This window comes from Herbidospora sp. NBRC 101105 (assembly GCF_030269205.1).
In the GTDB taxonomy this organism is placed as follows: domain Bacteria; phylum Actinomycetota; class Actinomycetes; order Streptosporangiales; family Streptosporangiaceae; genus Herbidospora; species Herbidospora solisilvae.
Genome location: NZ_BSSX01000004.1, coordinates 56,076 through 81,020 on the forward strand (window position 1 = coordinate 56,076; position 24,945 = coordinate 81,020).

General features: G+C 71.8%; 19 protein-coding genes. 9 read left to right on the top strand and 10 right to left on the bottom strand.

Annotated elements, in window-relative coordinates:
* Positions 1-323: 323 nt before the first annotated feature.
* The 4 genes from QSK34_RS17520 to QSK34_RS17535 are packed head-to-tail and all read right to left on the bottom strand — an operon-like array spanning position 324 to position 3,951.
* Positions 324-1,205 carry a type II secretion system F family protein gene (locus tag QSK34_RS17520; RefSeq protein ID WP_161481686.1) on the bottom strand — a complete coding sequence of 294 codons (882 nt, stop codon included), beginning with the start codon at positions 1,203-1,205 and terminating at the stop codon, positions 324-326.
* Entirely contained in the window at positions 1,202-2,509 is a 1,308-nt protein-coding gene (locus QSK34_RS17525) for a TadA family conjugal transfer-associated ATPase (protein WP_285585363.1), read from the bottom strand. Before QSK34_RS17525 ends, QSK34_RS17520 begins: the two co-directional genes overlap by 4 nt.
* Positions 2,506-3,246 carry a CpaE/TadZ family protein gene (locus QSK34_RS17530; protein ID WP_161481688.1) on the bottom strand — a complete coding sequence of 247 codons (741 nt, stop codon included), beginning with the start codon at positions 3,244-3,246 and terminating at the stop codon, positions 2,506-2,508. Before QSK34_RS17530 ends, QSK34_RS17525 begins: the two co-directional genes overlap by 4 nt.
* A 3-nt stretch (positions 3,247-3,249) precedes the next feature.
* Positions 3,250-3,951: a hypothetical protein gene (locus QSK34_RS17535; RefSeq protein ID WP_202610353.1), complete on the bottom strand. Its 702-nt coding sequence runs from the start codon at positions 3,949-3,951 to the stop codon at positions 3,250-3,252.
* Positions 3,952-4,489: 538 nt separating this feature from the next.
* Here QSK34_RS17535 and QSK34_RS17540 point away from each other — a divergent pair.
* Positions 4,490-8,995: a type VII secretion EssC family protein gene (locus QSK34_RS17540; RefSeq protein ID WP_285585366.1), complete on the top strand. Its 4,506-nt coding sequence runs from the start codon at positions 4,490-4,492 to the stop codon at positions 8,993-8,995.
* Positions 8,996-9,039: 44 nt separating this feature from the next.
* On the opposite strand, the gene QSK34_RS17545 is transcribed toward QSK34_RS17540, so the two are convergent.
* Positions 9,040-9,312, bottom strand: a complete 273-nt coding sequence (locus QSK34_RS17545; protein ID WP_030451352.1) for a WXG100 family type VII secretion target — start codon at positions 9,310-9,312, stop codon at positions 9,040-9,042.
* A 204-nt stretch (positions 9,313-9,516) separates the two neighbouring features.
* On the opposite strand from QSK34_RS17545, the gene QSK34_RS17550 reads away from it, so the two are divergent.
* The 3 genes from QSK34_RS17550 (at position 9,517) to QSK34_RS17560 (ending at position 14,083) form a co-directional block, all read left to right on the top strand.
* Positions 9,517-11,262 carry an acetyl/propionyl/methylcrotonyl-CoA carboxylase subunit alpha gene (locus tag QSK34_RS17550; protein WP_285585370.1) on the top strand — a complete coding sequence of 582 codons (1,746 nt, stop codon included), beginning with the start codon at positions 9,517-9,519 and terminating at the stop codon, positions 11,260-11,262.
* Between the two features lie 182 nt (positions 11,263-11,444).
* Positions 11,445-12,755: a hypothetical protein gene (locus QSK34_RS17555; protein WP_285585372.1), complete on the top strand. Its 1,311-nt coding sequence runs from the start codon at positions 11,445-11,447 to the stop codon at positions 12,753-12,755.
* Between the two features lie 134 nt (positions 12,756-12,889).
* Entirely contained in the window at positions 12,890-14,083 is a 1,194-nt protein-coding gene (locus QSK34_RS17560; protein ID WP_285585373.1) for a pentapeptide repeat-containing protein, read from the top strand.
* A gap of 41 nt (positions 14,084-14,124) precedes the next feature.
* Here QSK34_RS17560 and QSK34_RS17565 read toward each other — a convergent pair whose 3' ends face one another.
* Positions 14,125-15,516, bottom strand: coding sequence for an NAD(P)H-quinone dehydrogenase (locus QSK34_RS17565; RefSeq protein ID WP_161481695.1), 1,392 nt, complete (start codon positions 15,514-15,516; stop codon positions 14,125-14,127).
* Positions 15,517-15,612: 96 nt separating this feature from the next.
* Between QSK34_RS17565 and QSK34_RS17570 the strand changes: the two genes are divergently transcribed.
* Genes QSK34_RS17570 through QSK34_RS17580 form a run of 3 tightly spaced genes read left to right on the top strand, consistent with a single transcriptional unit; the run spans position 15,613 to position 18,532 of the window.
* Positions 15,613-16,065 carry a gamma-glutamylcyclotransferase family protein gene (locus QSK34_RS17570; RefSeq protein WP_083949454.1) on the top strand — a complete coding sequence of 151 codons (453 nt, stop codon included), beginning with the start codon at positions 15,613-15,615 and terminating at the stop codon, positions 16,063-16,065.
* A gap of 17 nt (positions 16,066-16,082) precedes the next feature.
* A complete protein-coding gene (locus QSK34_RS17575; RefSeq protein ID WP_285585374.1) occupies positions 16,083-16,883 on the top strand; it encodes a purine-nucleoside phosphorylase in 801 nt (266 codons plus the stop codon).
* A 14-nt stretch (positions 16,884-16,897) separates the two neighbouring features.
* Positions 16,898-18,532 (top strand): phospho-sugar mutase, encoded by a 1,635-nt coding sequence (locus tag QSK34_RS17580; protein ID WP_285585375.1) that lies wholly within the window; start codon positions 16,898-16,900, stop codon positions 18,530-18,532.
* Here the strand turns inward: QSK34_RS17580 and QSK34_RS17585 are convergent.
* The 3 genes from QSK34_RS17585 to QSK34_RS17595 are packed head-to-tail and all read right to left on the bottom strand — an operon-like array spanning position 18,529 to position 21,648.
* Complete coding sequence (locus QSK34_RS17585; protein ID WP_285585376.1) at positions 18,529-19,128, bottom strand: PH domain-containing protein; 600 nt, start codon at positions 19,126-19,128, stop codon at positions 18,529-18,531. The genes QSK34_RS17580 and QSK34_RS17585 overlap by 4 nt on opposite strands.
* Entirely contained in the window at positions 19,125-20,198 is a 1,074-nt protein-coding gene (locus QSK34_RS17590) for an adenosine deaminase (protein ID WP_285585377.1), read from the bottom strand. The genes QSK34_RS17585 and QSK34_RS17590 overlap by 4 nt, the downstream gene beginning before the upstream one ends.
* 37 nt (positions 20,199-20,235) lie before the next feature.
* The gene (locus tag QSK34_RS17595) at positions 20,236-21,648 is read right to left on the bottom strand and encodes an MFS transporter (RefSeq protein ID WP_235967026.1); all 1,413 of its coding nucleotides are present in this window, start codon (positions 21,646-21,648) and stop codon (positions 20,236-20,238) included.
* 107 nt (positions 21,649-21,755) lie between these two features.
* On the opposite strand from QSK34_RS17595, the gene QSK34_RS17600 reads away from it, so the two are divergent.
* Both QSK34_RS17600 and QSK34_RS17605 read left to right on the top strand, forming a co-directional pair.
* The gene (locus tag QSK34_RS17600; protein WP_285585378.1) at positions 21,756-22,151 is read left to right on the top strand and encodes a MarR family winged helix-turn-helix transcriptional regulator; all 396 of its coding nucleotides are present in this window, start codon (positions 21,756-21,758) and stop codon (positions 22,149-22,151) included.
* 427 nt (positions 22,152-22,578) lie between these two features.
* Positions 22,579-23,520, top strand: a complete 942-nt coding sequence (locus QSK34_RS17605; protein WP_161481702.1) for a hypothetical protein — start codon at positions 22,579-22,581, stop codon at positions 23,518-23,520.
* Here QSK34_RS17605 and QSK34_RS17610 read toward each other — a convergent pair.
* The gene (locus QSK34_RS17610; RefSeq protein ID WP_161481703.1) at positions 23,447-24,631 is read right to left on the bottom strand and encodes a hypothetical protein; all 1,185 of its coding nucleotides are present in this window, start codon (positions 24,629-24,631) and stop codon (positions 23,447-23,449) included. The genes QSK34_RS17605 and QSK34_RS17610 overlap by 74 nt on opposite strands.
* Positions 24,632-24,945 lie beyond the last annotated feature (314 nt).

A 24,945-nucleotide genomic window follows, 5' to 3' on the forward strand; every position in this document is an offset into this window, starting at 1 on the left:
GACGGCGCCACCCCGATACCGCAGAGGGACGGCGCGGCCCTGATGCCGCAGAGCCACGCCAGGCCCCTGCACGAAGGACGCTCGCGGTCTGACACGGGAGGACCGCCGGGCCGCGTCATGCCGGATCGGTCTGGCAGCAGTCCGATCGCACCAGCAGGTGACCGGGCGCTTCCGCGCCCGAAATTTCGGCATATCCAGCCGGCTTTCGGCTCCCCACCTCGCCCACCCGGCAGCCCGTTCACGCCCGAGATCTCGGCCTATCGCCGTGCGACGGAGCCGGGGGAAAGAGCACGGGCCGATCGGCCCCGCGCATGCCTGGCTGCTCATGAGGTCACCGCCTCCGCCGGTTCCGGACGCCGGTAAGGGGCCAGGATTCGGCCCGGCTTGTCGAAGCGGGCCAGCCGGCGCATCCAGGCGAAGCCCGCCCCGAACAGCGCCGCCACGACCACGAGCACGGCCTGGCCCAGCAAGGAGTCGTATTCGGCCACGTAGTCGCGGTTGGCGATGACCAGGAACGCCGCGAAGGCCAGGGCCGTGCCGACCACGATCTGCACGCTTCTCCTCGTCGAGCGGCGTTCGGCCTCCACGCGGCGGCGCATGTCGAGTTCCTCGCGGGCCGACACGGCCAGGGCCGAGAGCACGTCGCGCAGGCCCGGCCCGCGCAGGCGGGAGTTGAGGATCAGCGCCGCCACCACGAGGTCGGCCGAGGGGTCGTCGAGTTCGTCGGCGAACATCCGGAGGGCGTCGCCGAGGGGCATGCGGGCGCGCAGGCGGTCGACCAGGGCGCGCAGGTGGGGCTGGAGCATGGGGGCGGCGGCCCGGATCGAGGCGGGGATGGCCTGTTCGAGGCCGGCCGCGCCCGCGATGGTGTCGCGCAGCGACTCGGCCCAGGCGGCGAGGCCTTCGAGGCGCTTCATCGCGGCCCGTTCCTCGGCCGCGCCGCCCGTGAAGCCCTTCCAGGCGATCACCAGGAGCACCGCGCCGACGGCGACGACCGGCCAGCCGGTCACCACCAGGGTCAGGCCGCCCGCGATGGCGGCGACGGCCCCCCGGGTGGTCAGGGACTGCAACCACCGGAGCCGCTCCGCGCCGGTGTCGGGTGAGGCCGGGCGCGGGCGCAGGCCGTACAGGGAGAGGAAGAGCAGGAAGAGGCCACCGCCGGCGGCGGCGCCGGCCAGGATCACGAGCGGATCGAACGGGATCATGACCAGCCACCCCCGGCCGACGGCACGTAGCCGTGGTGGACGAGTTCGTCGATGCAGGCGATGGGGGCGTGCGCCACCGCCACCCCGGCCTCGGAGGCGGTGAAGATCTCCGACGACAGGACCCGGCCGTCGCAGCCCGCGACCTCGCGGACGGAGGAGACGAAACGCTTCAGCGCCCCGCCCCGGTGGTAGTCGTTGCGCTTCTCGATGAACACCACGAAGTCGATCGCCCCGGCGATGAGCATGTGGGAGGCCTCGATCGGCAGCCGCTCCTCGGCCTGCAGGGCGTAGGTCGCGATGCGGTTGAAGACCTCCATCGACGAGTTCGCGTGGATCGTCGACAACGAGCCGTCGTTGCCCTGGGTCATCGCGTTGAGCATGGTCACGATCTCGTCGCCCAGGACCTCGCCGACGATCACCCGAGACGGGTTCATGCGCAGCGAGCGGCGCACCAGCTCGGCCATGGTGATCTCGCCCTGGCCCTCGGAGTTGGGCAGCCGCTGCTCGAAGGCGACCACGTTGGGGTGGAGCTCGGGGAACTGGTCGAGGCCCAGCTCAAGGGCGCGTTCGACGGTGATCAGGCGTTCGTGGACGGGGATCTCGTTGGCGATCGCGCGCAGCAGGGTCGTCTTCCCGGCGTTGGTCGACCCGGCGATCATGATGTTCTTGCGCGCCTGCACCGCCGCCGACAGGAAGCGGGCCAGGTCGGGCGTCAGCGTGCCGTTGCCGACCAGGTCGGTCAGGAACACCTTGCCCAGCCGGGCCCGGCGGATCGAGATCGCGGGCCGCACGGCGACGTCCATGACGGCCGACAACCGCGACCCGTCGGGAAGGCGCAGGTCGAGCTGGGGGTTGGCGGTGTCGAACGGGCGCGACGACAGGCCCGAGTAGGCCGCGAGGATCTGGATGAGCTCGATCAGCTCCTCGTCGGACTCGGCCACCGGCTCGTGGCTGACCTCCTGGCCGTCGGCGTAGCTGACGAAGACCCGGTCGCAGCCGTTGATGTCGATGTTCTCGACCTCGGGGTCGTCGAGGAGCGGCTGGAGGCGGCCGACGCCGAACAGGGCGGCGTGGATGCCGGCCGCGAGGGCCTCCTCCTCCTCGACCGTCGGCGGGGTGCGGCCCACGCCGATCTCGCCGCGCGCGAACTCTTCGAGGACCTGGGCGATCAGGGCGCGGGCGAACTGGCGTTCGTCCTCGCCGCTCATCGGCGGGATGCCGCCGGCCTGGTCGAGCCGCCGCTGGTGGGCCAGCCGGTCGCCGACCTCCTGGCGGAACCGTTTGACGAGCGTGTGGTCGATCACGGCGCCACCTTCTTCTGGAGGTGGCCGGCCAGCCGTCCGGCGAGCTCGCGGGCGGTCCGGATGAGCGGGCTGCGCTCCAGCCGGCCGCCCCATTCTCCGCGCAGCAGCTCGGCGCCCTTGGGGTCGTAGGCGATGCCGCCGACGAACGAGACGTCCCAGCCCGTGACGATGCGCCGCACCTCGTCGAGCGAGGGCCGGTAGTTGCGCGGGTCGGCGACCACGACCACGCCCACCCGCCGCTTCAGCAGGGTCAGCCGCTCCCGTAAGTGGGCGACGTGGTCGAGGCTGGCCCGGGTGAACAGGATGATCTGGTCGGCCTCGTCGACCAGCTCGTTCAGTGCGGGCTGTACGCCGAGACGCCCGCAGTCGGCCAGCACGTCGGCGTGGTCGAGCGCGGCGAACGAGCGCCCGAGCGGCCCCCAGAGCCAGGTCAGCCCGGCCGCCTGCTCGCCGTTGGTCAGCCCGGCCAGCACGTCGAGGCCGCCGACGAGCCGCTGGGTGTGTTCGTACACCTGGTCGGGGTGGAGGCCCCGACGGGCCACCGCGCCGAGGCTGAGCAGCCCGCGGGCCGGGTTGAGCACCCCGCCGTCGGCCGCCGGCAGCCGGTAGGCCAGGTCTCCCCCGGACGGGTCGCACTCGGCCAGCAGCACCGGGCGCGGCCACACGGCCCCCAGGGCGGTCGCCGCGGTGGTGACCCCGGGCGCCCCCTTGTCGGCGGCGAGCACGATCAGCGCCATCGGCTACCTGGCCCCCGGGAGCACCGCCAGGGCGATCTCCCCGGTCGAGGCGAACGCCGCGACCTGCGGCGAGAGCGACGCGTCGACGATCACGGTGACCAGCCCGGAGGCGCCCCGCTCCGACGACCCGACGCTGTGCACCCGCGCGGAGGGCACCAGCACCTTCTGCGGAACGGCTCCCGCCCGCGCGTTGCCCGGGACGTAGATGACCTGCACGACGTCGCCGGCGGTCAGGCCCGACGGATACTGCCCGGCCTTGAGCGAGAGCCCGACCCTGGCCCGGTTGGGGCCGACCTCCTCGCTGTCGTCGGTGACCATCGTCTCGGTCAGCAGCGTGCCGGGCAGCAGGGTCACGGCGGCGAAGGTCTTGGTCACCTGGTCGCGGTGCCGCCAGGGCACGTACGCGATCCCGGTGTCGGCGATCTGCACCTCGCGCAGCGCGGCGGCCGGGATCTGCTGCCCCGCGCCGATCTGCTCGGCGACGCCGACGGCCGAGACGCGGTCGCCGCTGCGCATGACGAGGAGGGTGCTGGTGAGGGCGCCGCCGACGATGAGGAGCACGGCGACGGCCGCGAGCGCGGGTTTGCGCTCCCGTGGTGGCACCGGCAGCTTGCGCGAGGCCGGTCCGGAAAGGGTGGGCCGATCGACGGGGGAGCCGTTGACGGGGCGGGGGACGTCCCGGACGGGCTTCTCGCTGGTCCTCATGGGCAGGGAACTCCCAGATCAAAAGCAATTTAGGATTCGCGACGAAATATCACGCCATTATGGACATCGCCGAACCCGCAGGTTCCGAAAAATGGCGAGCCATGCTTATCGGTTATAGGTCACGCCGTCAAAGAGAACGGCATCATCGCCCGTTTTCCCAGGTAGACAGGGCGAGAAGTCCCAGCGGTCACAGAAGCCACAATTACCCCAGCCTCTTTCGTATAACACTGGAGCCGGACACAACCGCAAGGGATATGGAATTTCGGTATAAGTCGCCCGAACATCCCGGACACCTGTGGACAACCCCACCCGTTTTCCACAGAAACGCGAGGTGAACGGGGCGGAAGAACCCGGCAAAAGGCCCACCTGGCAGCAGGGTGACCGCACGGGCGCTTCCGGAATACGGCCACGTTATCCACAGGGTTACCCACAGGGTCGCGCCCTTGTCCACACACCAACCGATTCGGTCATACCCCGCCGTGGTGACGCGCCGTCTCTGTACGGTGACCCCGCCACCGATCCCCTTGGAGTACCGCCGATGCGGATCACCCTCACCGTCGTCGGCGGCGCCGGTCACCGTGACGTGATCGTCGACGGCGACGAGTCGACCACGGCCACCGGCCTGGCCGCCGCCCTCGACACCCGCACCCTGGGCAACGTCGTCCGGCTCCCCCGGGCGCGGGCGCCCTACGGCATCGACCGGGAGGCGGTCCACGACGCGGCCGCCCACGACGGCGTGCTCTGGCTCGACGGCCGTCCGCTGCCCGCCGACGCGCGCGTGTTCGGCCTGCTGCGCGACGGCGACCGGGTGGCGCTCGACCCCGCCGGGGCGGCCGCCACCGTGGTCGAGGAGCCCGGCGGCACGGCCGAACTGAGGGTCGCCGGTGGCCCGGGAGCCGGGTCGGTCCACCGCCTGGGGCTCGGCGCACACGTGATCGGCCGCGATCCGGCGTGCGCCGTGGCGGTGGCCGACCCTCTGCTCCCGCCCGAGGCGGCGGTGGTCCGGCTGGGCCCGGCCGCGATCACGGTCGAGCCGGTCGGCACGGTGCCGCTGCGGCTGGCCGGGGAGCCGGTGACCGGGCCGGTCGACTGGCCCGAGAACGCCGTGCTGGGGATCGGCCATTCGGTCTTCACGGTCGGCCGCGTCGAACCCCCCGACGCCCACCTCGACGCGCTGCCCGACGGCGGGCTGGCGTACAACCGGCCGCCCCGGCTGGTGCCGCCCGAGCGGGTGGCCAAGATCGAGGTGCCGCAGGAGCCGCGGCGGCCCGAGGGCGCCCGGCTGCAACTGCTGGCGGCGTTCCTGCCCGCGGCGTTCGGGCTGGTCATGGCGTGGGCGTTCCAGAACTGGTACTTCCTGCTGATCGCGTTCATGACCCCGATGATCATGATCGGCCAGTGGGCGAGCGATCGGCGGCACGGCCGCAAGCAGCACCGCCAGGCCGTGAAAGACCACAAGGCGGCCATGGAGGCCTTCGACCGGGCGGTCGAGAAGGCCCGCGCGGCCGACGAGGCGGCCCGGCGGGCGGCCGCCCCCGACCCGGCCGAGCTGCTGCTGACCGCGACCGGCCCGAGGCGGCGGCTCTGGGAACGGCGCACCCACGACGCCGACGCGCTGCGGCTGCGGGTGGGCCTGGCCGACCTGCCCGCCGAGATCACCTTCGACCCGCCCGCCCCCGAGCTGGTGCCGCCGGCCCGCGACGTCCCGGTGGCGCTGGCGATGCGCCGCCTGGGCGTGGCCGGGGTGACCGGCCCCCGGCCGGGCGCCCTCGCGGTCGCGCGCTGGCTGGTGGCCCAGGCGGCCACCCTGCACAGCCCCCGTGACCTGGCGATCGTCGTGTTGTCGGCCAACCCCGACGGTGCGTCGCAGTGGGGCTGGGTGCGCTGGTTGCCCCACTGCGTCACCCACGCGACCGGCAGCCTGGCCTCCATCGGCGGCGACCCCGAGTCGGCCGCCCGGCGGGTGGCCGAACTGGCCGCCCTGATCACCGAGCGGCAGGGCGACGAGGGCGGCCCGCTGCTGAAGCCGGGCCGGTTGACGGGCGGCCCGTCGAGCTGGAACGACCTGGGCCGGGGCGCCCCCAAACAGGCCGAGCCGTCGTTCGGCACCTACGACGAGCGGCCCTACGACGTGCTGGTCGTGCTCGACGGCGCCCAGGCGATGCGGGCGCTGCCCGGCATGCCGCAGGTGCTGCGCCAGGGCCCGCCCGCCGGGGTCTACACGATCGCGCTGGACGAGGCCCAGTCGCTCCTGCCGGAGGAGTGCGCGACGGTCGTGGCCTGCGAGGACGACGGCACGATCCGGCTGCGCGGCGGCGGTCTCGACGCCCTGGGCACGATCCGGCCCGACCAGGTCTCCCCCGCGTGGGCCGACCGGCTGGCCCGCTCGCTGGCGCCCCTGCGCGACGTGAGCCGCGACGACCCGTCGGCCGCGCTGCCCGACTCGGCCCGGCTGCTCGACCTGATCGACGTACCCGACAACCCCGGCCGGTCGACCCGGGCGGTCCTGGGCGTGGGCCCCGACGGGCCGTTCTCGGTCGACCTGCGCCGTGACGGCCCCCACGCGCTGATCGCCGGCACCACCGGCGCGGGCAAGTCGGAGCTCCTGCAAACGCTGATCAGTTCCCTGGCGGCGGTGAACCGGCCCGACGAGATGACCTTCGTGCTGGTCGACTACAAGGGCGGCGCGGCGTTCAAGGAGTGCGTGCGGCTGCCCCACACAGTCGGCATGGTCAGCGACCTCGACGCCCACCTCACCCAGCGTGCCCTCGCCTCGCTGGCCGCCGAGATCCGCCGCCGGGAGCGGCTGCTGCTCGAGGCCGGGGCCAAGGACATCGACGACTACCTCGACGAGCGCGGCACGACCTGGATCATGGGCGCCACCGGCGTCCGGCAGGCCACCGCCCCGGGCATCTTCGGGCGGGCCGCCGTCCGGACGACGGGCGTCCGGGAGCCGATGCCGCGCCTGGTGCTGATCATCGACGAGTTCGCCGCCCTGGTCGCCGAGTTGCCCGAGTTCGTCGAGGGCCTGGTCGACATCGCCCGCCGGGGCCGCTCGCTCGGCATCCACCTGATCCTCGCCACCCAGCGCCCCGCCGGCGTGGTGACCGCCGACATCCAGGCCAACACGTCGCTCCGGATCGCGCTTCGGGTCACCGACGCCCGCGAGTCGGCCGACGTCATCGACGGGCCGGAGGCCGCCCACATCCCCAAGTCCACCCCCGGGCGTTGTTACGTCCGGTCGGGCGCGGGGCCGGCGGTGGCCGTCCAGGCCGCTCGCATCGGGGGGCGGGCGCCCGGCGGGGGCGGGTCGCCCGGGCAGGTACGGGTGACCGACCTGCCCTGGGAGGCTCTTGGGCGTCCGCCGGCGAGCACCCTCGTATCCGAGCTGGCAGGGACGACCGACCTGGCCCGCCTGGTCGACCGGGTGATCGAGGTGTCGCGCGGGGTGCCCAAGCAGCCGAGCCCCTGGTTGCCCCCGCTGACCGACCAGGTCGCCCTGCCCGAGGTCGACGGCGAGACGATCGCGTTCGGCGTGACCGACCTGCCGTGGGCGCAGCAACGGCGTCCCCTGGTGCTGGGCCCCGGCCATCTGCTGATCGCCGGCACCGCCCGCAGCGGCCGGTCGACGGCCCTGCGGACCATCGCCGGATCGCTGGCCCGCCAGGTCACCGCCGACGACCTCCACCTGCACGCCGTCGACTGCGGCTCGGGCGCGCTGCTGCCGCTGGTGGCCCTGCCCCACTGCGGCGCGGTCGTCACGCGCGACCAGCTCGACCGGGTCGAACGGCTGCTGGCGCGGCTGCGCGCCGAGATCGCGCGGCGGCAGCAGCTCCTCGCGGAGGCGGGGTTCGCGTCGCTGGCCGAGGCGCGGGCGGCGGGCCTGAAGGAACCGTGGCTGCTGCTGATGATCGACCGGTGGGAGGGCTTCGTCGCGGCCTTCGAGAACTACGACTACGGGCGGCTGGTCGACGGGGTGATGCAGATCCTCCGCGAGGGCCCCGCCGTGGGCCTGCGGGCGGTGGTGACCTCCGACCGGTCGGGCCTGATCGGCCAGATCTCGACGGTGTTCGACGACCGGCTGGTGCTGCGGCTGGCCGACCCGGCCGACTACGGCCTGGCCGGTCTCCCGGCGAAGAACGTGCCGTCGTCGATGCCCAACGGGCGGGCGTTGTCGATGAGCGAGCACGGCATCGTGGAGAGCCAGATCGCCCTGCTGGCCGACGATCCCTCGGGCCCCGCGCAGGTGGCGGCCCTCCAGTCGCTCGCCCGCACGGCCGCCCCGGCGACGGTCAACCGGCCGCTGCGGGTCGACGCGCTGCCCGCCCGCATCACCGCCGACCAGGCGCTCGGTCTCGTACGCGGCTTCCGGCCGCCCTCACGCCTGTGGGCCCTCCTGGGGGCGGGCGGCGACGCGCTGGCCCCGATGGGCGTCGACCTGCTGGGCCAGGGCCCGGCGGCGGTGATCGCCGGGCCGTCGCGGTCGGGGCGTTCCTCGACGTTGCTGACGGCGGCGCAGTCGCTGCTCGACCGCGACGTGCCGGTGCTGGTGATCGCGCCGCGCCGCAGCCCGCTGCGGGAGCTGCGGGGCGTGCTGGCCGTCCTCGACGGCAACGCGCGCAGCGTGCGGGAGGACGACCAGGCGGCGGCCGGCGGAGGCTTCGGAGGGCTGCCCGGGGCGCACGACCCGATGAAGCTCCTGGAGGGCCAGGAGAACTACGTGGTGATCGTGGACGACGCCGAGCTCATCTCCCCCGACTCGGCGCTCGGCACCGCCCTCGACGAGATCCTGCGGAAGGCCAGAGACGGCGACCACGGCCTGCTGATCGCGGGCACCACGGGCGACCTGGCCACGGCCTACCGGGGTTTCGTGGCCGAGGCGCGCAAGGCCCGCACGGGCCTGCTCCTGTCGGTCCAGAGCCCGGCGGACGGCGACCTGTTCAACGTCCGCCTCCCGAGAGGCGCGACGGGCGGCGGGCCGGTCGGGCGGGGCCTGCTGATCGTGTCGGGCACCGCCACGCCCATCCAGACCGCGGTGCCCTGAGGGGGGAGGCGTGGTTCCCGGCGTGGGGGAACCACGCCCACGGGTCAGCGGGTGGCGGACTCGATGTTGCCTCGGTAGGTGTTGATCGTCCGGGACGCCTCGTTCAGCTCCTCCGACATGCGCTGGAAGGCCGCGCGGTAGTTCTGCCAGGCGTCGCGGAACCGTTCGGCTCCGGGGCCGGTCCAGACCGAGCCGACCTTGGCGGCCTCGCGGTCGAGGGTGGCCATCGTCGCGCGGACCTGGTCGGCCTGCTGGGTGAACTGGGCGGCCATGGTCTGCATCTCCGCCGGGTCGCCGCCGAGCAAGCTCTGACTCATCTTTTTTCCCTTCACGGACACCGATATGGCGCCCTCACCGTAGACGCCGGACCGGTCCTGAGCACCGGTTATGCGCAGTCGCTATAAGCCGGGGCTGTTTTCGGGAGGTCAACGGTGAAAAACCGCCGCAAACCCGGGTCGGCAGTTGGCCGCCCGACGAGGATCCATACACTCCAGTCTCAGGTCGAGGGATAGGAGCTCCCGGTGCAGAAGGTGCTGATCGCCAATCGGGGCGAGATCGCCGTTCGGATCGCCCGCGCGTGCGCGGACGCGGGTCTGGCGAGCGTCGCCGTGTACGCCGACCAGGATCTCGACGCCCTGCACGTCCGGGTCGCCGACGAGGCGCACGCCCTGGGCGGCCAGAGCCCGGCCGAGACCTACCTCGACATCGAGAAGCTGCTGGCCGTGGCCCGCGTGACGGGGGCCGACGCGGTCCACCCCGGTTACGGGTTCCTCGCCGAGAACGCGGGCTTCGCCCAGGCCGTGATCGACGCGGGCCTGACCTGGATCGGCCCGCCCCCCTCGGCGATCATGGCGCTGGGCGACAAGGTGCAGGCCCGGCACATCGCCCAGCGGGTCGGCGCGCCCCTCGTGGCGGGCACCCCCGAACCCGTCTCCGGGGTGGAGGAGGTCGTCGCGTTCGCCGCCGAGAACGGGCTGCCGATCGCGATCAAGGCGGCCTTCGGCGGCGGCGGGCGCGGCCTCAAGGTGGCCCGCACGACGGAGGAGATCCCCGACCTGTACGAGTCCGCGGTGCGCGAGGCCGTCACCGCGTTCGGCCGGGGCGAGTGCTTCGTTGAGCGCTACCTCGACCGTCCCCGCCACGTCGAGACCCAGTGCCTGGCCGACACCCACGGCAACGTGGTCGTCGTCTCGACCCGCGACTGCTCGCTCCAGCGCCGCCACCAGAAGCTCGTCGAGGAGGCTCCGGCTCCGTTCCTGACGGAGGAGCAGATGGTCATCCTGTACGACAGCTCCAAGGCCATCCTCCGCGAGGCCGGCTACGTGGGGGCCGGCACCTGCGAGTTCCTCGTGGGCCAGGACGGCACGATCTCCTTCCTGGAGGTCAACACCCGCCTCCAGGTGGAGCACCCGGTGACCGAGGAGGTGTCCGGCATCGACCTGGTGCGGGAGATGTTCCGCATCGCCGACGGGGAGACCCTCGGCTACGGCGACCCGAAGCTGCGCGGGCACTCCTTCGAGTTCCGGATCAACGCCGAGGACGCCGGGCGCGGCTTCCTGCCCGCCCCCGGCACACTGACCGCGCTGCGCACCCCCTCGGGCCCCGGGGTCCGGCTCGACTCGGGTTACGAGGCCGGGATGACGGTCCCCCAGTCGTTCGACTCGCTGGTCGCGAAGCTGATCGTGACCGGGGCCACGCGTACGCAGGCGCTGGAGAGGGCCCGCCGGGCCCTCGCGGAGTTCGAGGTCGACGGCATGCCCACGGTCATCCCGTTCCACCGGAGGATCGTCTCCGACCCGGCGTTCGTCTCCGAGCCGTTCTCGGTGCACACCCGCTGGATCGAGACCGAGTTCGTGAACGACATCGCGCCCTACGACGGGCCCCAGGAGACGGCCGAACCGGCCGCCCGCGAGCGGATCACGGTGGAGGTCGGGGGCAAGCGGCTGGAGGTGGTCCTGCCGTCGGGGTTCTCCGGCGGGGGGACGGCGAAGAACGTACAGAAGGCTCCGAAGCGTTCGGGTGGTGCGGCCAAGAAGGCGGCGGCGTCCGGTGACTCGCTGGTCAGCCCCATGCAGGGCACGATCGTCAAGGTCGTGGCCGGAGACGGCGAGTCGGTGGCCCCCGGCGACACGATCGTGGTCCTGGAGGCCATGAAGATGGAGCAACCCCTCACCGCCCACAAGGCGGGCGTGATCACCGGCCTGGCGGCCGGGGTGGGCCAGACCGTCACGGCCGGATCGGTGATCTGCGAGATCAAGGACGCCTAGCGGGATCCCCTGTGCAGAGGGCTCATCCGCGCGCGTGGCGTGGTTCGCGGGCGGATACGGTGGAGTGCAGAGGAACCATCGCGCAACGCCGTTCGTCCTCATGGGCGAAGGAGGGCCGAATCGTGACAAAATCCCACCCACTAGGCCGCCTTGGGGCCGCCGTCGCGGCCCTGTTCATCGGCTTGTCCGCCTTTCTCCTGATGGGCTCCCCGGCGGGCGCCGCCGCCGCGCCTCCCGACGCGGCGACCGTGGTCGGTGCGTGGAAGCAGAGCCCGCTGTTCACGGTGAGCGGGTCCCCCCTCACGAACGCGCAGCAGTCGGAGATCACCCAGACGCTCGACGACTCGAAGTTCCCGGTCTACGCCGTCGCGCTGCCCGAGGGCACCGTGACCCGCGCGAACGTCGCCCAGTTCATCCCGGGCCTGCTCACCGAGCTCGACAAGAACGGCCGTTCCGCGGCGACCGTGGCGGTCATCGACGGCACGAGCCTGTTCGCCGGAAGCAGCGCCTTCCCCCAGAACGCGGCCGGCAAGATCGCCAACGAGTCGGCCTACGCCCACGTCGGCGACCCGGTGGCCGTGATGAAGGAGTTCACGAACCGGGTCGACATGCAGCTCTCGGGCAACCCCCGGGGAGCCCAGGGCCCCGGTGACACGATCAGCGGCAACACGGGCGTCTGGATCGGCCTCGGCGTCATCGCCGTGGTCGGCGGCGGCGGCATCTGGCTGATCTCCCGCCGGAACAAGCGCCGGCGCGAGGAGAAGGAGGCCGCCGAGCTCAAGGCCGTCAAGCAGACGGTCGAAGAAGACGTCACCAAGTTCGGCGAGGAGATCACCGCGCTCGACCTCGACGCGAAGATGCTCCCGGCGGCCGGCACCGACCACGACTGGCAGCACGCCCTCGACTCCTACGAGAAGGCGAAGGTCCAGCTCACCCAGGTGCGGCGGGCCGACGAACTGCGCGACGTCACCGCCACCCTCGAAGACGGCCGCTACGCGCTGGCCGTGGTGAAGGCCAAGGTCAACCAGCTCCCGCTGCCCGAGCGGCTGCCCCCGTGCTTCTTCAACCCCCAGCACGGCCCCTCGGTCCGCAACGTGCGCTGGGCCCCGCCCGGCGGCGCGCTCCGCGACGTCCCGGCCTGCGCCATGGACGCCAACGCGATCGAGCGCGGCTTCGACCCGCAGATGCGCGAAGTGGTCCTGCCCAACGGCCAGCGGGCGCCCTATTGGGCGGCCGGCCCGGCCTACCAGCCCTACGCCAACGGCTACTACGGCGGCTTCGACGGCCTGCTGACCGGCATGCTGGTCGGCACGATGCTCGGCAGCGCCTTCGGCGGCTTCGGCTACGGCGGATACGGCTACGACGCGGGCTACGCCGACGGCGTGGCGGCCGACGGCGGAGGCGACTTCGGCGGCGGTGGCGACTTCGGCGGCGGCGGCGACTGGGGCGGCTCCGATTTCGGCGGCGGCGACTTCGGCGGCGGCGACTGGTAGACCCACGGGTAGACCCACTGGGCCCCGCGAACCCACGAGGTTCCGCGGGGCCCTTTCATGTGTTCAAGGTGACTGCAAGCGGGGCGAAAGGGCGCGTGAGAAACTCGGAGCATCCCCTCAGGAGGCTGTTTCCCGTGCGTGCCCTCGTCGCGTTATCTTTCGCTCTGTCCCTGGTCCTCGTCCCGGCCACCGCCGCGAACGCCGCGGCGGCGCCCTGCAAGAAGGGCTCCGGCCCCAACCTTCGCGGCGCCGACTTCACCAACGGCCGCCAGCTCCCGAGCGACCTCCGCTGCGCCGACCTGACCGGCGCCAAGCTCGACGAGGTCGACTTCACCCAGAAGGACCTGACGGGCGCGGTCCTGCGCAACGCCTCCATGAAGGAGGCCGACTTCACCCAGGCCCATCTCGAGTACGCCGACCTCCGCGGCGCCGACCTGACCTCCGCCGACCTGGGGCAGCTCCGGGCCAAGCAGGCCGACCTGCGGGGCGCCACCCTCGTCGACGCCGAGGCCGGCCAGGCCGAGTTCCCCCACGCCGACCTCTCCGGCGCGGTCATGACCAGGGCCAACCTGACCCAGGTCACGCTGACCAACGCCAAGCTCGTCGGCGCCGACCTCAACGAGGCCGAACTCGGCCAGGTCAAGGGCCGGACGGCCGACTTCACCCGGGCGAAGATGAAGGAGGCCGAGTTCGGCCAGGCCCAGCTCCAGCACGCGGTCTTCAAGGAGACCGACCTGACCGAGGCCCAGTTCACCCAGGCCGAGCTCCAGGGCGCCGACTTCACCGGCGCGGTGGTCGAGAAGACGAGCTTCATCCAGGCCGACGACCTGAACCTCGTAGGCGCCCGGGGCAATCCGGCCGATCTGCCGACGGGCGTGTCGTTCGACCCTCCGGCGGAGGAGCCGGAGTTCGGCGACGAGCCGTCCTCCAAGCCGACCAGCCGCCAGCTGCCCGCGCGTGTCCTGGGCATGTCGCCCGCCCTGCTGATCGCCCTGGCCGGCGGCCTGGGCCTGAGCCTGACCCTGATCGTCTGGGGCCTGAGCCACCAGCGCACCCGCCGCAACGACGCCAACTTCACCATGGCCCGCCGCGTGGCCGAAGAGGACGTGACCCGCTTCGGCGAGGAGATCGACACCCTCGACTTCGACATGAAGGTCAATGCGGTCAGCGGCCCCAGCCACGACTGGCGAGCGGCCCTCGACGCCTACGAGGCGGCCAAGCAGGCCCTCTACCTGGCCCGCACGCCCGAGGAACTGCACGCGGCCGCCGCGGCGGTGCACCACGGAAGGCAGGCGCTGCACCGGGTGCGCGCGGTGCTCCCCCGCTGACCGGCTCGCGCCGGGCCCCGGACAGGGCGCGACCGGGCGGCCTAGATGTTCGCCGTCAACGGCGACATCAGCCGGCGGGCCGCCTCGGTGATCGACCCCGACAACGACGGGTAGACCGCGAACGTGTGGGCGAGCTGGTCGACCGTCAGGCGGTGCTGGACGGCCACCGACAGCGCCAGGATCAGCTCCGAGGCGCGCGGGGCCACGACGACCGCGCCGAGGATGATGCCGGTGTTGGGCCGGCAGAACATCTTGATGAACCCGTCGTGGAAGCCCTGCATCTTCGCCCGCGCGTTGGTCGCCAGCGGCAGCTTCACGACCTTGGCGTCGACTTCCTTGTTCTCGACCTGCTTCTGGGTCACCCCGACCGCCGCGATCTCGGGGTCGGTGAAGATGTTGGAGGCCACGGTCGCGAGCCGGATCGGCTGGACGGCCTCGCCCAGTGCGTGCCACACCGCGATGCGCCCCTGCATCGCGGCCACCGACGCGAGCATGAGGACGCCGGTGCAGTCGCCCGCGGCGTAGACGCCGGGGGCTGAGGTGCGGGAGACCTTGTCGACCTCGATGAAGCCGTTGCGGTCGAGCCGGACGCCGTTCTCCTCCAGGCCGATCCCGGAGGTGTTGGGCACCATGCCGACCGTCATCAGGCAGTGGGTGCCCTCGGCGGTGCGGCCGTCTTCGAGCGTCACCACGACACCGTCGGCGGTGCGCTTGACCGAGGAGGCGCGGGAGCGGCCCATCACGTTCATGCCGCGCCGCCGGTAGACCTCTTCGAGGACCTCGGCCGCGTCGGCGTCTTCGTTGGGCATCATGCGGTCGCGGGAGGAGACCAGGGTCACCTCGGAGCCCAGGGACATGTAGGCGCCGGCGAACTCGGCGCCGGTCACGCCCGACCCGACGACGATCAGCTTCTCGGGCAGCTCGTCGATGTCGTACATCTGCCGCCAGGTGAGGATGCGCTCCCCGTCGGGCTCGGCCCCGGGCAGCACCCGGGGGGTGGCGCCGGTGGCGACGATGACCACGTCGGCGCGGATGGTGCGGTCGCCGGCCCGGACGGTGCCGGGCTCGACCAGGCGGCCGCGGCCCCGGACGACCTCGACGTTCTCGGCGGCCAGGCGGGCCGCGATGTCGGCCGACTGGGCGCGGGCCAGTTCCTTGACACGCCGGTTCACGACCGGCATGTCGGCCACCGCGCCGCCGACGTCGCCGTCGGGGCCGCCGGTGAAGTGGACGCCCAGCGAGGTGCCGTCGACGAGGGCCTGTTTGCGGACCGAGGTCGCGATCATGGTCTTGGACGGGACGCAGTCGGTCAGCACGCACGCGCCGCCGGGCCCCTCTTCCTCGACCACGGTGACCCGGGCCCCGAGTTGGGCGGCGACCAGGGCCGCCTCGTATCCGCCGGGGCCGCCACCGATGATCACGATCCTTGTCACATGTCCCATTCTCCCGCACCCGAAGAGGTGTAACGGCACGACTACGTGGAACCGCCACGGCCGGTCCAGCGGGCGATCTTGGTTTAGGCTGATGCGGTGCCTGTATACGCCGCCTATGGCAGCAACATGGACCCGAAGCAGATGGCCGAGCGGGCGCCCCACTCGCCGATGAGGGGAACAGGCTGGCTGACCGGCTGGCGGCTGACCTTCGGCGGGGAGGACGTCGGCTGGGAGGGCCCGCTGGCGACCGTGGTCGAAGACGAGGGCTCGCAGGTGTTCGTCGTCCTCTACGACGTCCCCGAGTGGGACGAGCCGTCGCTCGACCGCTGGACCGGCCTCGACCTGGGCCTCTACACGAAGATCCGGCTGCGGGTGGCCACGCTCGACGGCGACGTGCTGGCCTGGTTCTACGTGGTCGACTCTTATGAGGGCGGGCTTCCCTCGGCGCGTTATCTCGGCATCATCGCCGACGCCGCCGAGAAGGCGGGCGCACCCGACGACTACGTCCACGAACTGCGCGCCCGTCCCTGTAAGTCCCTCGGTGACTGACTTGTACGCTCAGGAGCGTGAGTAACGCATTTTCCCTGGCCGCCGACGCGGCGTCCGCGCTGCGCGCGAAAACGGGAGTCGACGCGTTCGACGTGGCTCTCGTCATGGGCTCCGGCTGGGTGCCGGCGGCCGACGCCATCGGTGAGCCGTTCGCCGAGTTCCCCTCGACCGACCTGCCCGGTTTCGCGCCCCCGGCCGTCGAGGGCCACGCGGGCCGGATCCGGGCCGTCAAGGCGCCCAACGGGCAGAACGTCCTGATCTTCCTCGGCCGCACTCACCTCTACGAAGGGCTGGGCGTCGAGCCGGTCGTCCACGGGATCCGGACCGCCTGCGCGGCCGGGGTGCGGGTGGTCGTGCTGACCAACGCCGCCGGCGGGCTGCGGCCCGAGACCCAGAACGTGGGCGACCCGGTGCTGATCAGCGACCACATCAACATGACCGGGGCCAACCCGCTGACCGGCGCGACCTTCCTCGACCTCACCGAGGTCTACTCCAAGCGGCTGCGCGCGCTGGCGAAGGAGGCCGACCCGTCGCTGGCCGAGGGCGTGTACGTCGCCTTCCGCGGCCCGACTTATGAGACTCCGGCCGAGATTCGCATGCTCCGCACCCTCGGTGGGGATCTGATCGGCATGTCGACTGTGCTGGAGGCCATCGCGGCCCGGCAGTGCGGCGCCGAGGTGCTGGCGCTGTCGCTGGTCACCAACCCGGGCGCCGGGCTGGTCGGGGAGCCGCTGAACCACGAAGAGGTCCTCGAGGTCGGCCGGACCACCGCGCGGCGGATGGGCGGCCTGCTGAGCCAGGTCGTCGGCAAGCTCTGAGTTCGGGGACGGCGATGAACGATCTGACGACACGCGCGCGGGAGTGGCTCGGCCAGGACCCCGACCCGGCGACCCGGGCGGAACTGAAGTCGCTGCTGGATTCGGGCGACCACGACGGGCTGGCCGACCGGTTCGGCGCGAAGCTGGAGTTCGGCACGGCCGGCCTGCGGGGCGAGCTGGGCGCGGGCCCCAACCGGATGAACCGGGTGACCGTGATGCGCGCGGCGGCCGGGCTGGCCGCCGTGCTGGGCCCGGGGCGTCACGTGGTCGTCGGGTACGACGCGCGGCACAACTCCGACGTGTTCGCGCGCGACACCGCCGCCGTCCTCACCGGCGCGGGCCTCACCGTGAGCGTGATGGGCGGGCTGTTCCCCACTCCGGTGCTGGCTTTCGCGGTCCGCCATCTGAAGGCCGACGCCGGGGTCATGGTGACGGCCTCGCACAACCCGCCGCGCGACAACGGCTACAAGGTCTACTGGGGCGACGGCGCGCAGATCATCCCGCCGATCGACGCGGAGATCTCCACGGCGATCGACGCCGCCGGGCGGGTCGACGAGCTCCCGCTCGGCGAGGGGTGGGCGACCCTGTCGGCCCGCGACATCCTCACCCCCTACCTGGAGGCGGTGACCTCGCTGCCGCTGGGGGCGGCGCGCGACCTGCGGGTGGCGTACACGCCCCTGCACGGGGTCGGCGGGACCACGCTGGGGCAGGCGTTCATGCTGGCCGGTTTCACCTCGCCGATGAGCGTGGGGGCCCAATCGCGGCCCGATCCCGACTTCCCGACGGTGGCGTTCCCGAATCCGGAGGAGCCGGGGGCCATGGACCTGGCCCTCGAACTGGCCTCGGCCTCGGCCGTCAACGCCGATCTGGTGATCGCCAACGACCCCGACGCCGACCGCTGCGCCGTGGGCGCGCGGCAGGCCGACGGCGTGTTCCGGATGCTGACCGGCGACGAGGTCGGCGGCCTGCTGGCCGAGCACGTGCTGCGCTCCACGAGCGCGCCCGACCGCCTGGTGGCCACCACGATCGTCTCGTCGTCGCTCCTGGGGAAGATCGCCCAGGCCCACGGTGTACGGCACCGCGAGACCCTGACCGGCTTCAAGTGGATCATGAAGGCGGGCAGCGGGCTGGTCTTCGGCTACGAGGAGGCCCTGGGCTACAGCGTCGGCTCCGACGAGGGCCTGCCGGTCCACGACAAGGACGGCATCGGCGCGGCGCTGACCGTCGCGGCCATCGCCGCCGAGGCCAAGCAGCGCGGGCTGACCCTGATCGACCTGCTCGACGACCAGGCGGTCCGCTACGGCCTGCACGCAACCAGCCAGCTCTCCTTCCGCGTCGGCGACCTGTCGCAGATCACCGACGCGATGGCGCGGCTGCGGTCGAAGCCGCCGGCGAGCCTGGGCGGCCGGACCGTCGAGTCGATCGACGACCTGGCGGCGGGCTCCCCCGACCTGCCCCCGACCGACGGCCTGCGCTACCGGCTGTCGGGCGGCGGCCGGGTGGTGGTCCGGCCGAGCGGCACCGAACCGAAGCTGAAGTGCTACCTGGAACTGGTGCTCCCGGTGACGGAGATCGCCGAGACCCGGTCGGCCGCGGCCGACCAGATCGAGGCGCTCAAAACGGATCTGCGCGAGGTCCTCGCCCTTTAGACGACGAGGAACGCCGCGACCACCAGCACCAGGAACGCCGCCGTCGCCGCCAGCGAGTCGACCGCCCACGTGACGGTCGGCTCGCCGGTCGACTGGCCCTTGCGGGCCGTGGCGAGTTCCTTGATCTCGTCGGCCACCCAGTCGGCGTGGACGCGTCCGGCCATGGCCTCGCGGGCGGCCTGCTCGCCCTTCGACAGGGTCGGCTCGGTCGTCGGGTAACGGCCGCGCCTGACCTGGCGGTTCTGCTGCCGCAGGCTCTTGGCCCGTTCGCGCGCGGTCGGCATCGGGGTCCAGCAGCGGACGGTCAGGCCGCCACCGGTGATCGTGATCGCGCTGGTCACGGTGACGTCGTCGACGGCCGACCAGGGCAGGTAGGCGGTCCGGAAGGGGTTGCGGACCCGTACGCCGCCCTGCTCGGTGATCGTCGCCGGTCGCAGCGCGAGCAGGTAGGTCATCCACGTGACGAAGCCGAGGACGGCCCCCACGACCAGGGCCGACGGCAGGGTCCCCCGTACGACCAGGTCGACCGTGTTGACGGCGACGAACACCAGCCAGGCCCAGCCGAAGAACCAGGCCGTCTTCGAGCGGAAGGTCATGCGCGCCACTTCAACTGTGCGAACCCCGGCTTGATCACCCCGTTGATCAGCGCCAGGCGGTCTTCGAAGGGGATGAACGCCGACTTCATCGCGTTGACCGTGAACCACTGGAGGTCGTCCCAGTCGTAGCCGAAGGCGTCGACGAGCTGCGCGAACTCCTTGGTGACGCAGGTGCCGCTCATCAGCCGGTTGTCGGTGTTGACGGTGACCCGGAACTGGAGGCGGCGCAGCAGCCCGATCGGGTGGTCGGCGATCGAGTCGGCCGCCCCGGTCTGGATGTTGGACGTCGGGCACATCTCCAGCGGGATGCGCTTGTCGCGGACGTAGGCGGCCAGCCTGCCCAGCTTGGCGTCCTCGCCCGAGACGGAGATGTCGTCGATGATCCGGACGCCGTGGCCGAGCCGGTCGGCCCCGCACCACTGGATGGCCTGCCAGATCGACGGCAGCCCGAACCCCTCGCCGGCGTGGATGGTGAAGTGGGCGTTCTCGCGCTGGAGGTACTCGAAGGCGTCGATGTGCCGCGTGGGCGGGTAGCCGGCCTCGGCGCCCGCGATGTCGAAGCCGACGACCCCGACGTCGCGGTAGCGCACCGCCAGTTCGGCGATCTCCATCGACCTGGCCTGGTGCCGCATCGCCGTGAGCAGCGCGCCGACCCGGATGCCCCGTCCCTGCGACCCGATCCGGAAGCCCTCGTTGACCGCCTGGACGATCTCGTCGAGGGAGAGCCCCCGCTCGGTGTGCTGCTCGGGGGCGTAGCGGACCTCGGCGTAGACCACTCCGTCGTTCGCGAGATCCTCCGCGCACTCCGCGGCCACCCTGACGAGCGCCTCACGGGTCTGCATGACGCCCACGGTGTGGGCGAAGGTCTCCAGATAGCGCTCCAGCGACCCGGAGTCGGCCGACGCGCGGAACCACGCGTCGAGCTCGGCCGGGTCGGTGGAGGGCAGTTTGTCGTAGCCGGTCTCGCGGGCCAGCTCGATGATCGTTTCCGTGCGCAGGCCCCCGTCGAGGTGATCGTGAAGAAGCACCTTGGGGGCCTGGCGGATCTGCTCAAAAGTGGGCAGGCTCATTGCGGCATACTACCTTCACCTGCGCAAATATGATCTGCTACACGGTCTCCAGAACCTGCTCGGGAGCGGGCGCGCGCCGCCTCCTCCCGGCCACCACTCCGGCGATCGAGATCCCCAGCCCGATCAGCGCGAACACGGCCGAGATGACGATCGCGGCGCGCGTCGACCCCAGCGGGTCGCCGCCCCCGACGCCCGAGGTCAGCGTGGCCGTGACGATGGCCAGGACGACCGCGCCGCCGACCTGGCCGGAGGTGTTGATGAGCCCCGACGCGAGCCCCTGTTCCGCGTCGGCGACCCCGTTGGTGCCCTGGATGTTGAGTGAAGGGAAGGCCAGCGCGAAGGCGCCGCCGAGCAGCAGCATCCCCGGGATGACCAGCCAGAGCGACGGGTCCATGTCGATGTTCAGGAAGACCAGGTAGGCGAGCACCAGCGACACCGAGCCGGCCAGCACGATCTTCTGGGTGCCGAACCGGTCGGCCAGCGACCCGACCCGGGTCGAGAACAGCGCGACGAGCAGCCCGGCGGGCAGGAAGGCGAGCGAGGTGGCCAGCGCCGACCAGCCGAGCATGTTCTGGAAGTACTGCATGGCCACGAACTGGAAGCCGACGTACGAGCCGAAGAGGATGACGAGCCCGAGGTTGGCCCGGCGCAGCGGCGCCGACCGCAGGATGCCCAGCCGCACCAGCGGGTGCTCGGTGCGCAGCTCCCACCAGACGAACAGGCCCAGCAGCACCGCGGCGGCGAGGCCGGTCGCGACGGTCCGTCCGACGGCCACCTCCGGGGCCTCGACGACGGTGTAGACCAGCAGCAGCATGCCCGAGGTGATAGTGAGCGCCCCGAACAGGTCGTAGCCGCCCTCGCCGCGCTCCTCCGAGCGGGGCAGCAGGCGGGCCCCCGCGATCAGGGCCGCGATGGCGACCGGCACGGGCATCAGGAAGGTCCACCGCCAGCCGAGTTCGGTCAGCAGGCCCGACAGGATCAGGCCGAGGGAGAAGCCGCTGGCCGCGCAGGCGGTGAAGATGCTCAGGGCCCGGTTGCGCGCGGGCCCTTCGGCGAAGGTCGTGGTGATGATCGACAGAGCGGCCGGCGCGGTGAAGGCGGCCGACATGCCCTTGACGAACCGGGCCGCGATCAGCAGCGCGCCGTTGTCGACGATGCCGCCGAGCAGCGAGGCGAAGGCGAACACGGCCAGCGCGACGAGCAGGACCCGGCGTCGGCCCAGCAGATCGGCGGTCCGTCCGCCGAGGAGCAGCAGGCCGCCGTAACCGAGGACGTACCCGCTCACCACCCACTGGAGCGCCGAGGTCGACATGCCGAGTTCGGCCTGGATGGACGGCAGCGCGACGCCGACCATCGACACGTCGAGGCCGTCGAGGAAGACGACGGTGCAGAGCACGATGAGGACGCCCCATAGGGAGGCCCCCCAGCGGCCCTCACGAGTAGACATCATGAACGGCGACGTTACATGCACATGCATTCAATGCACAAGCATTTAATGCGTTTGCATATGCTTGTACGGGATGCTATGGTGCCGCGCAAGGAGATCAGGGGTGCACGATGACCGACAACGAGGTGGTGTCCACCTGGCGTGAGCTGTCCGCCAGGCACGCCGCGATCGTCTCCGACCTGGAACGCGAGCTGCAGGAGCGCCACGGGCTCGGCGTCAGCGAGTTCGAGGTGCTCGACCGCCTGGTCGACGGCGTCTGCCTCAGCTCCGACGGGAAGTTCCGCGTCCAGGAACTGGCGGCCGGGGTCCCGCTGAGCCAGAGCGCGTTGTCCCGGCTGATCGCCCGCCTGGAGAAGGCCGGGCTCGTGCTCCGCTCGATGTGCGCCGACGACCGCCGCGGGGTCTTCGTGACGCTGACCGACGCCGGCCGGATCCGCCACTCCGAGGCGCTGCCCACGCAGCGCCGGGTGCTGCGCGACCACCTGGCCGCCACCCCCGCAGGGTGAATTCGGCCCGCACATAAGGGAAAGTAACTTTCAAACGCACGCGAAGATGCACGTGCAGCGCAAAATGCCCACCTTGGGTAATTCGGTGCATTGCGCGACCGATCGTTGATCGGGCAAAATTCTTTTCGGTTTCGGCGCGCTTCTGAAGGTGCCGGTGGGGAGCCTGACAATCCCTATGGCGGAAAGGAGGCCCGGCCCCGTGCGCGGCTGGACGCCCCTGAATGATGATCGAACACCGGTGAGCCCCGCAGGACGGGTCCAACCCGGGCCCTTCCAGGACGACTTCGGCAACCCATTACATGGCCTTTACGCCGGACAGCGGGCGGAAAGCGAGTTCGGCTCCTGGACCCGGATACTCGCCGTCTGGCACGGATACCGGATCTGGGATTTCACCGGACCCGCCATGAATGGATTCAGAAGTTCTCTAGTGAGCCCGTGGAACGAGGTCCTTTCACAGGGGTTACTAAGAGATCTCGCCGACCCGTCGCCTTACGACGGAGCCGCCTGGAGTGAACGCTGGATAGCCGGCGCGCTGCTCTCCGGGCGCAAGCCGTTCGGCCGGTTCACCCTCCCCCTCGACGAGGCGCAGGCGTGGTGCATCCGCGCCCGGCGGGTGGGGCTGGAGTATCACCGCGAACGCGTCGACGGGAACGCCCTGCACATCACGGCGGGCCGCGAGGAGACGTACGGGGAGCTGTTCGAGCTCGACGCGCTCGTCGCCTACTACCGCGACGTGCTGCCCCCGGAGGCGGCCGAGACGGCCGCCTGGGGCCTGCTGTCGCACCGCAAGGAATCGCCCGCCAACCACACCTTCGCCGGCGTGGACGCCTTCGCCGAGCTGCCCAGGGCCGTGCGCGGCCTCACCCTCGGCTATCCGCCGCTGGCCACGGCCCGCCGGATCCTCCTGGAGAGCGGCGGCGAGAACGAGATCGAGTTCCCCGACGTCCCGCTCGACCCCGGACGGCCCGAACCGGCCCCGCTCGGCGACGTGCCCGTCTGCGACCACGACCACCCGGTGCCCCGCTTCGAGAACCACGACGACCTGGTCAAGGCGTGTGAGCCGCTCACCGACCTGGTCTCCTACTACTGGCAGCTCGACCGCGAGTTGTCGATGTTCGCGCCGCGCATCTCCGGCGTCTACCTGGCCGACTACCCCGAAGCCCTGATCGCCGCCTTCGAGGCGCACGCGCGTGCCGCCTCCACCGACCGCTATCCGCGCGCCGAGGCCGTCTTCGCGCACATGTGCTGCGTGCTGCGGCATCTGGGGCGCGAGCCCGACGACCTGCTGCGCGGGCTCAGACCGCCATCACTGCGAGCGCCCGGTCGAGGGCCGCTCGACCACCCTCGGGGTCGTCGCCCCGCATCCTGAGGTCGGCGACCCGCATCCACATCGTCGAGGCGCGTTCGCGGGAGCTCATCGTCTCCCAGCGCTCGGCGGCGGCCACGAGGGCCTGTTCGGCCTCCCAGGTCTCGCCGAGCCGCAGATGCGCCTCGGCGATGACCTCCGAGGCGTGGACGTGCAGCAGGGCGGCGGTCTCCCCGACCGCCTTGACGACCTCGTTGGCGCGGTCGATCGCCTGGTGCGGATCGCCTCTGACGATGTCGGCACGGGCCAGCGCGAGGGCGCAGAACCCCCGGTCGACGATCCCCGCCGCCGCCTCCGCCAGCTCGGTCTGGGCCCGGGTGAGGACCGGGAAGAGCTCCTCCACCGTCGCCGGATCGGCCCTGATGAGCTCCCCGGCCATGGTCGCCCGCAGCCGGGCCAGGCCCAGCGGGTCGTGGTAGCCGGCGCCGTACAGGGATAGGGCCTGCTCAAAAAGGCCCCGTGCGGTCGGCGCTAATCCGGACCTCGCCGCCGCGATTCCGTTCTGCCAAGCGACCGAAATACGTCCGCGGGGCTCGCCGAGCTCTATCGCGGCACTCGTCAGCTCGCTCAGCAGCAGATGCAATCGCAGATGCGAACCATGTCCGGCCTCTTCCGGATGGGAGTGCAGGTCGACCTGCTCTCCGTACGTGGCGATGAGGGCGCATCCGAGCTCGATCACGCTGGAGGTCCAGCCGGCCGCGCCGATCTCGCGGTCGAGCGCGCTCTCGCCCACGGCCACGCTGGCCGAAATGTCACCCGCTTCGAGGTGGCAGCGGCACAACACGGTCGCCAGCCGGACGCGGTAGTCGACGAACTGCGTCCAGTGGCCGCTCGACCGGGCCAGCGTCTCGGAGGACTCGTCGAGGTGGGAGTCGAGCAGTCGCGTCACGCGGCTGATCACCTGGGGCAGGTCGCCCTCGCGTTCGGCCGCCTGGGCCTGGCCGAGCTCGGCCTGCCGCCAGAGGTCGGGGACCATGCCCAGCGACGGCTGCCGGAGCAGCGCCGCGTAGCGGTCCCTCGCCTCGGGGAACCGGCCTTCGGCCAGCGCGCCGCCCGCCTTGGCCGCTTCGGCCCGCAGGCCCGCGATCGTGTGCGGGTCAAGTCCGTCGGTCAACCACAGAGGGGAGCACCGGAGTCCTCGCGCGATGATCCTGATCATTGCCGCGGTCGGTTCGAGGTCTCCGCTTTCAATCCGTTCGATCGAGTCGGCATCCAGTTCGGACGTCACTTGGAATGGCAACAACCCTCTCTGCAGGCGAGCGGCTCGAACGCGTTGAGCGATCTTCTCGGGCACTGTGCTCCTCGCCTAACACGGTGCGTAAATCGACGCCTCGATCAAGTGCGTCAAACGGAGCATAGACGTGACAGGGCAACTTGACCACCAGCAAACGTGTTCACGGGACTAATCAGTGCAGGTTTCTCAGCTCA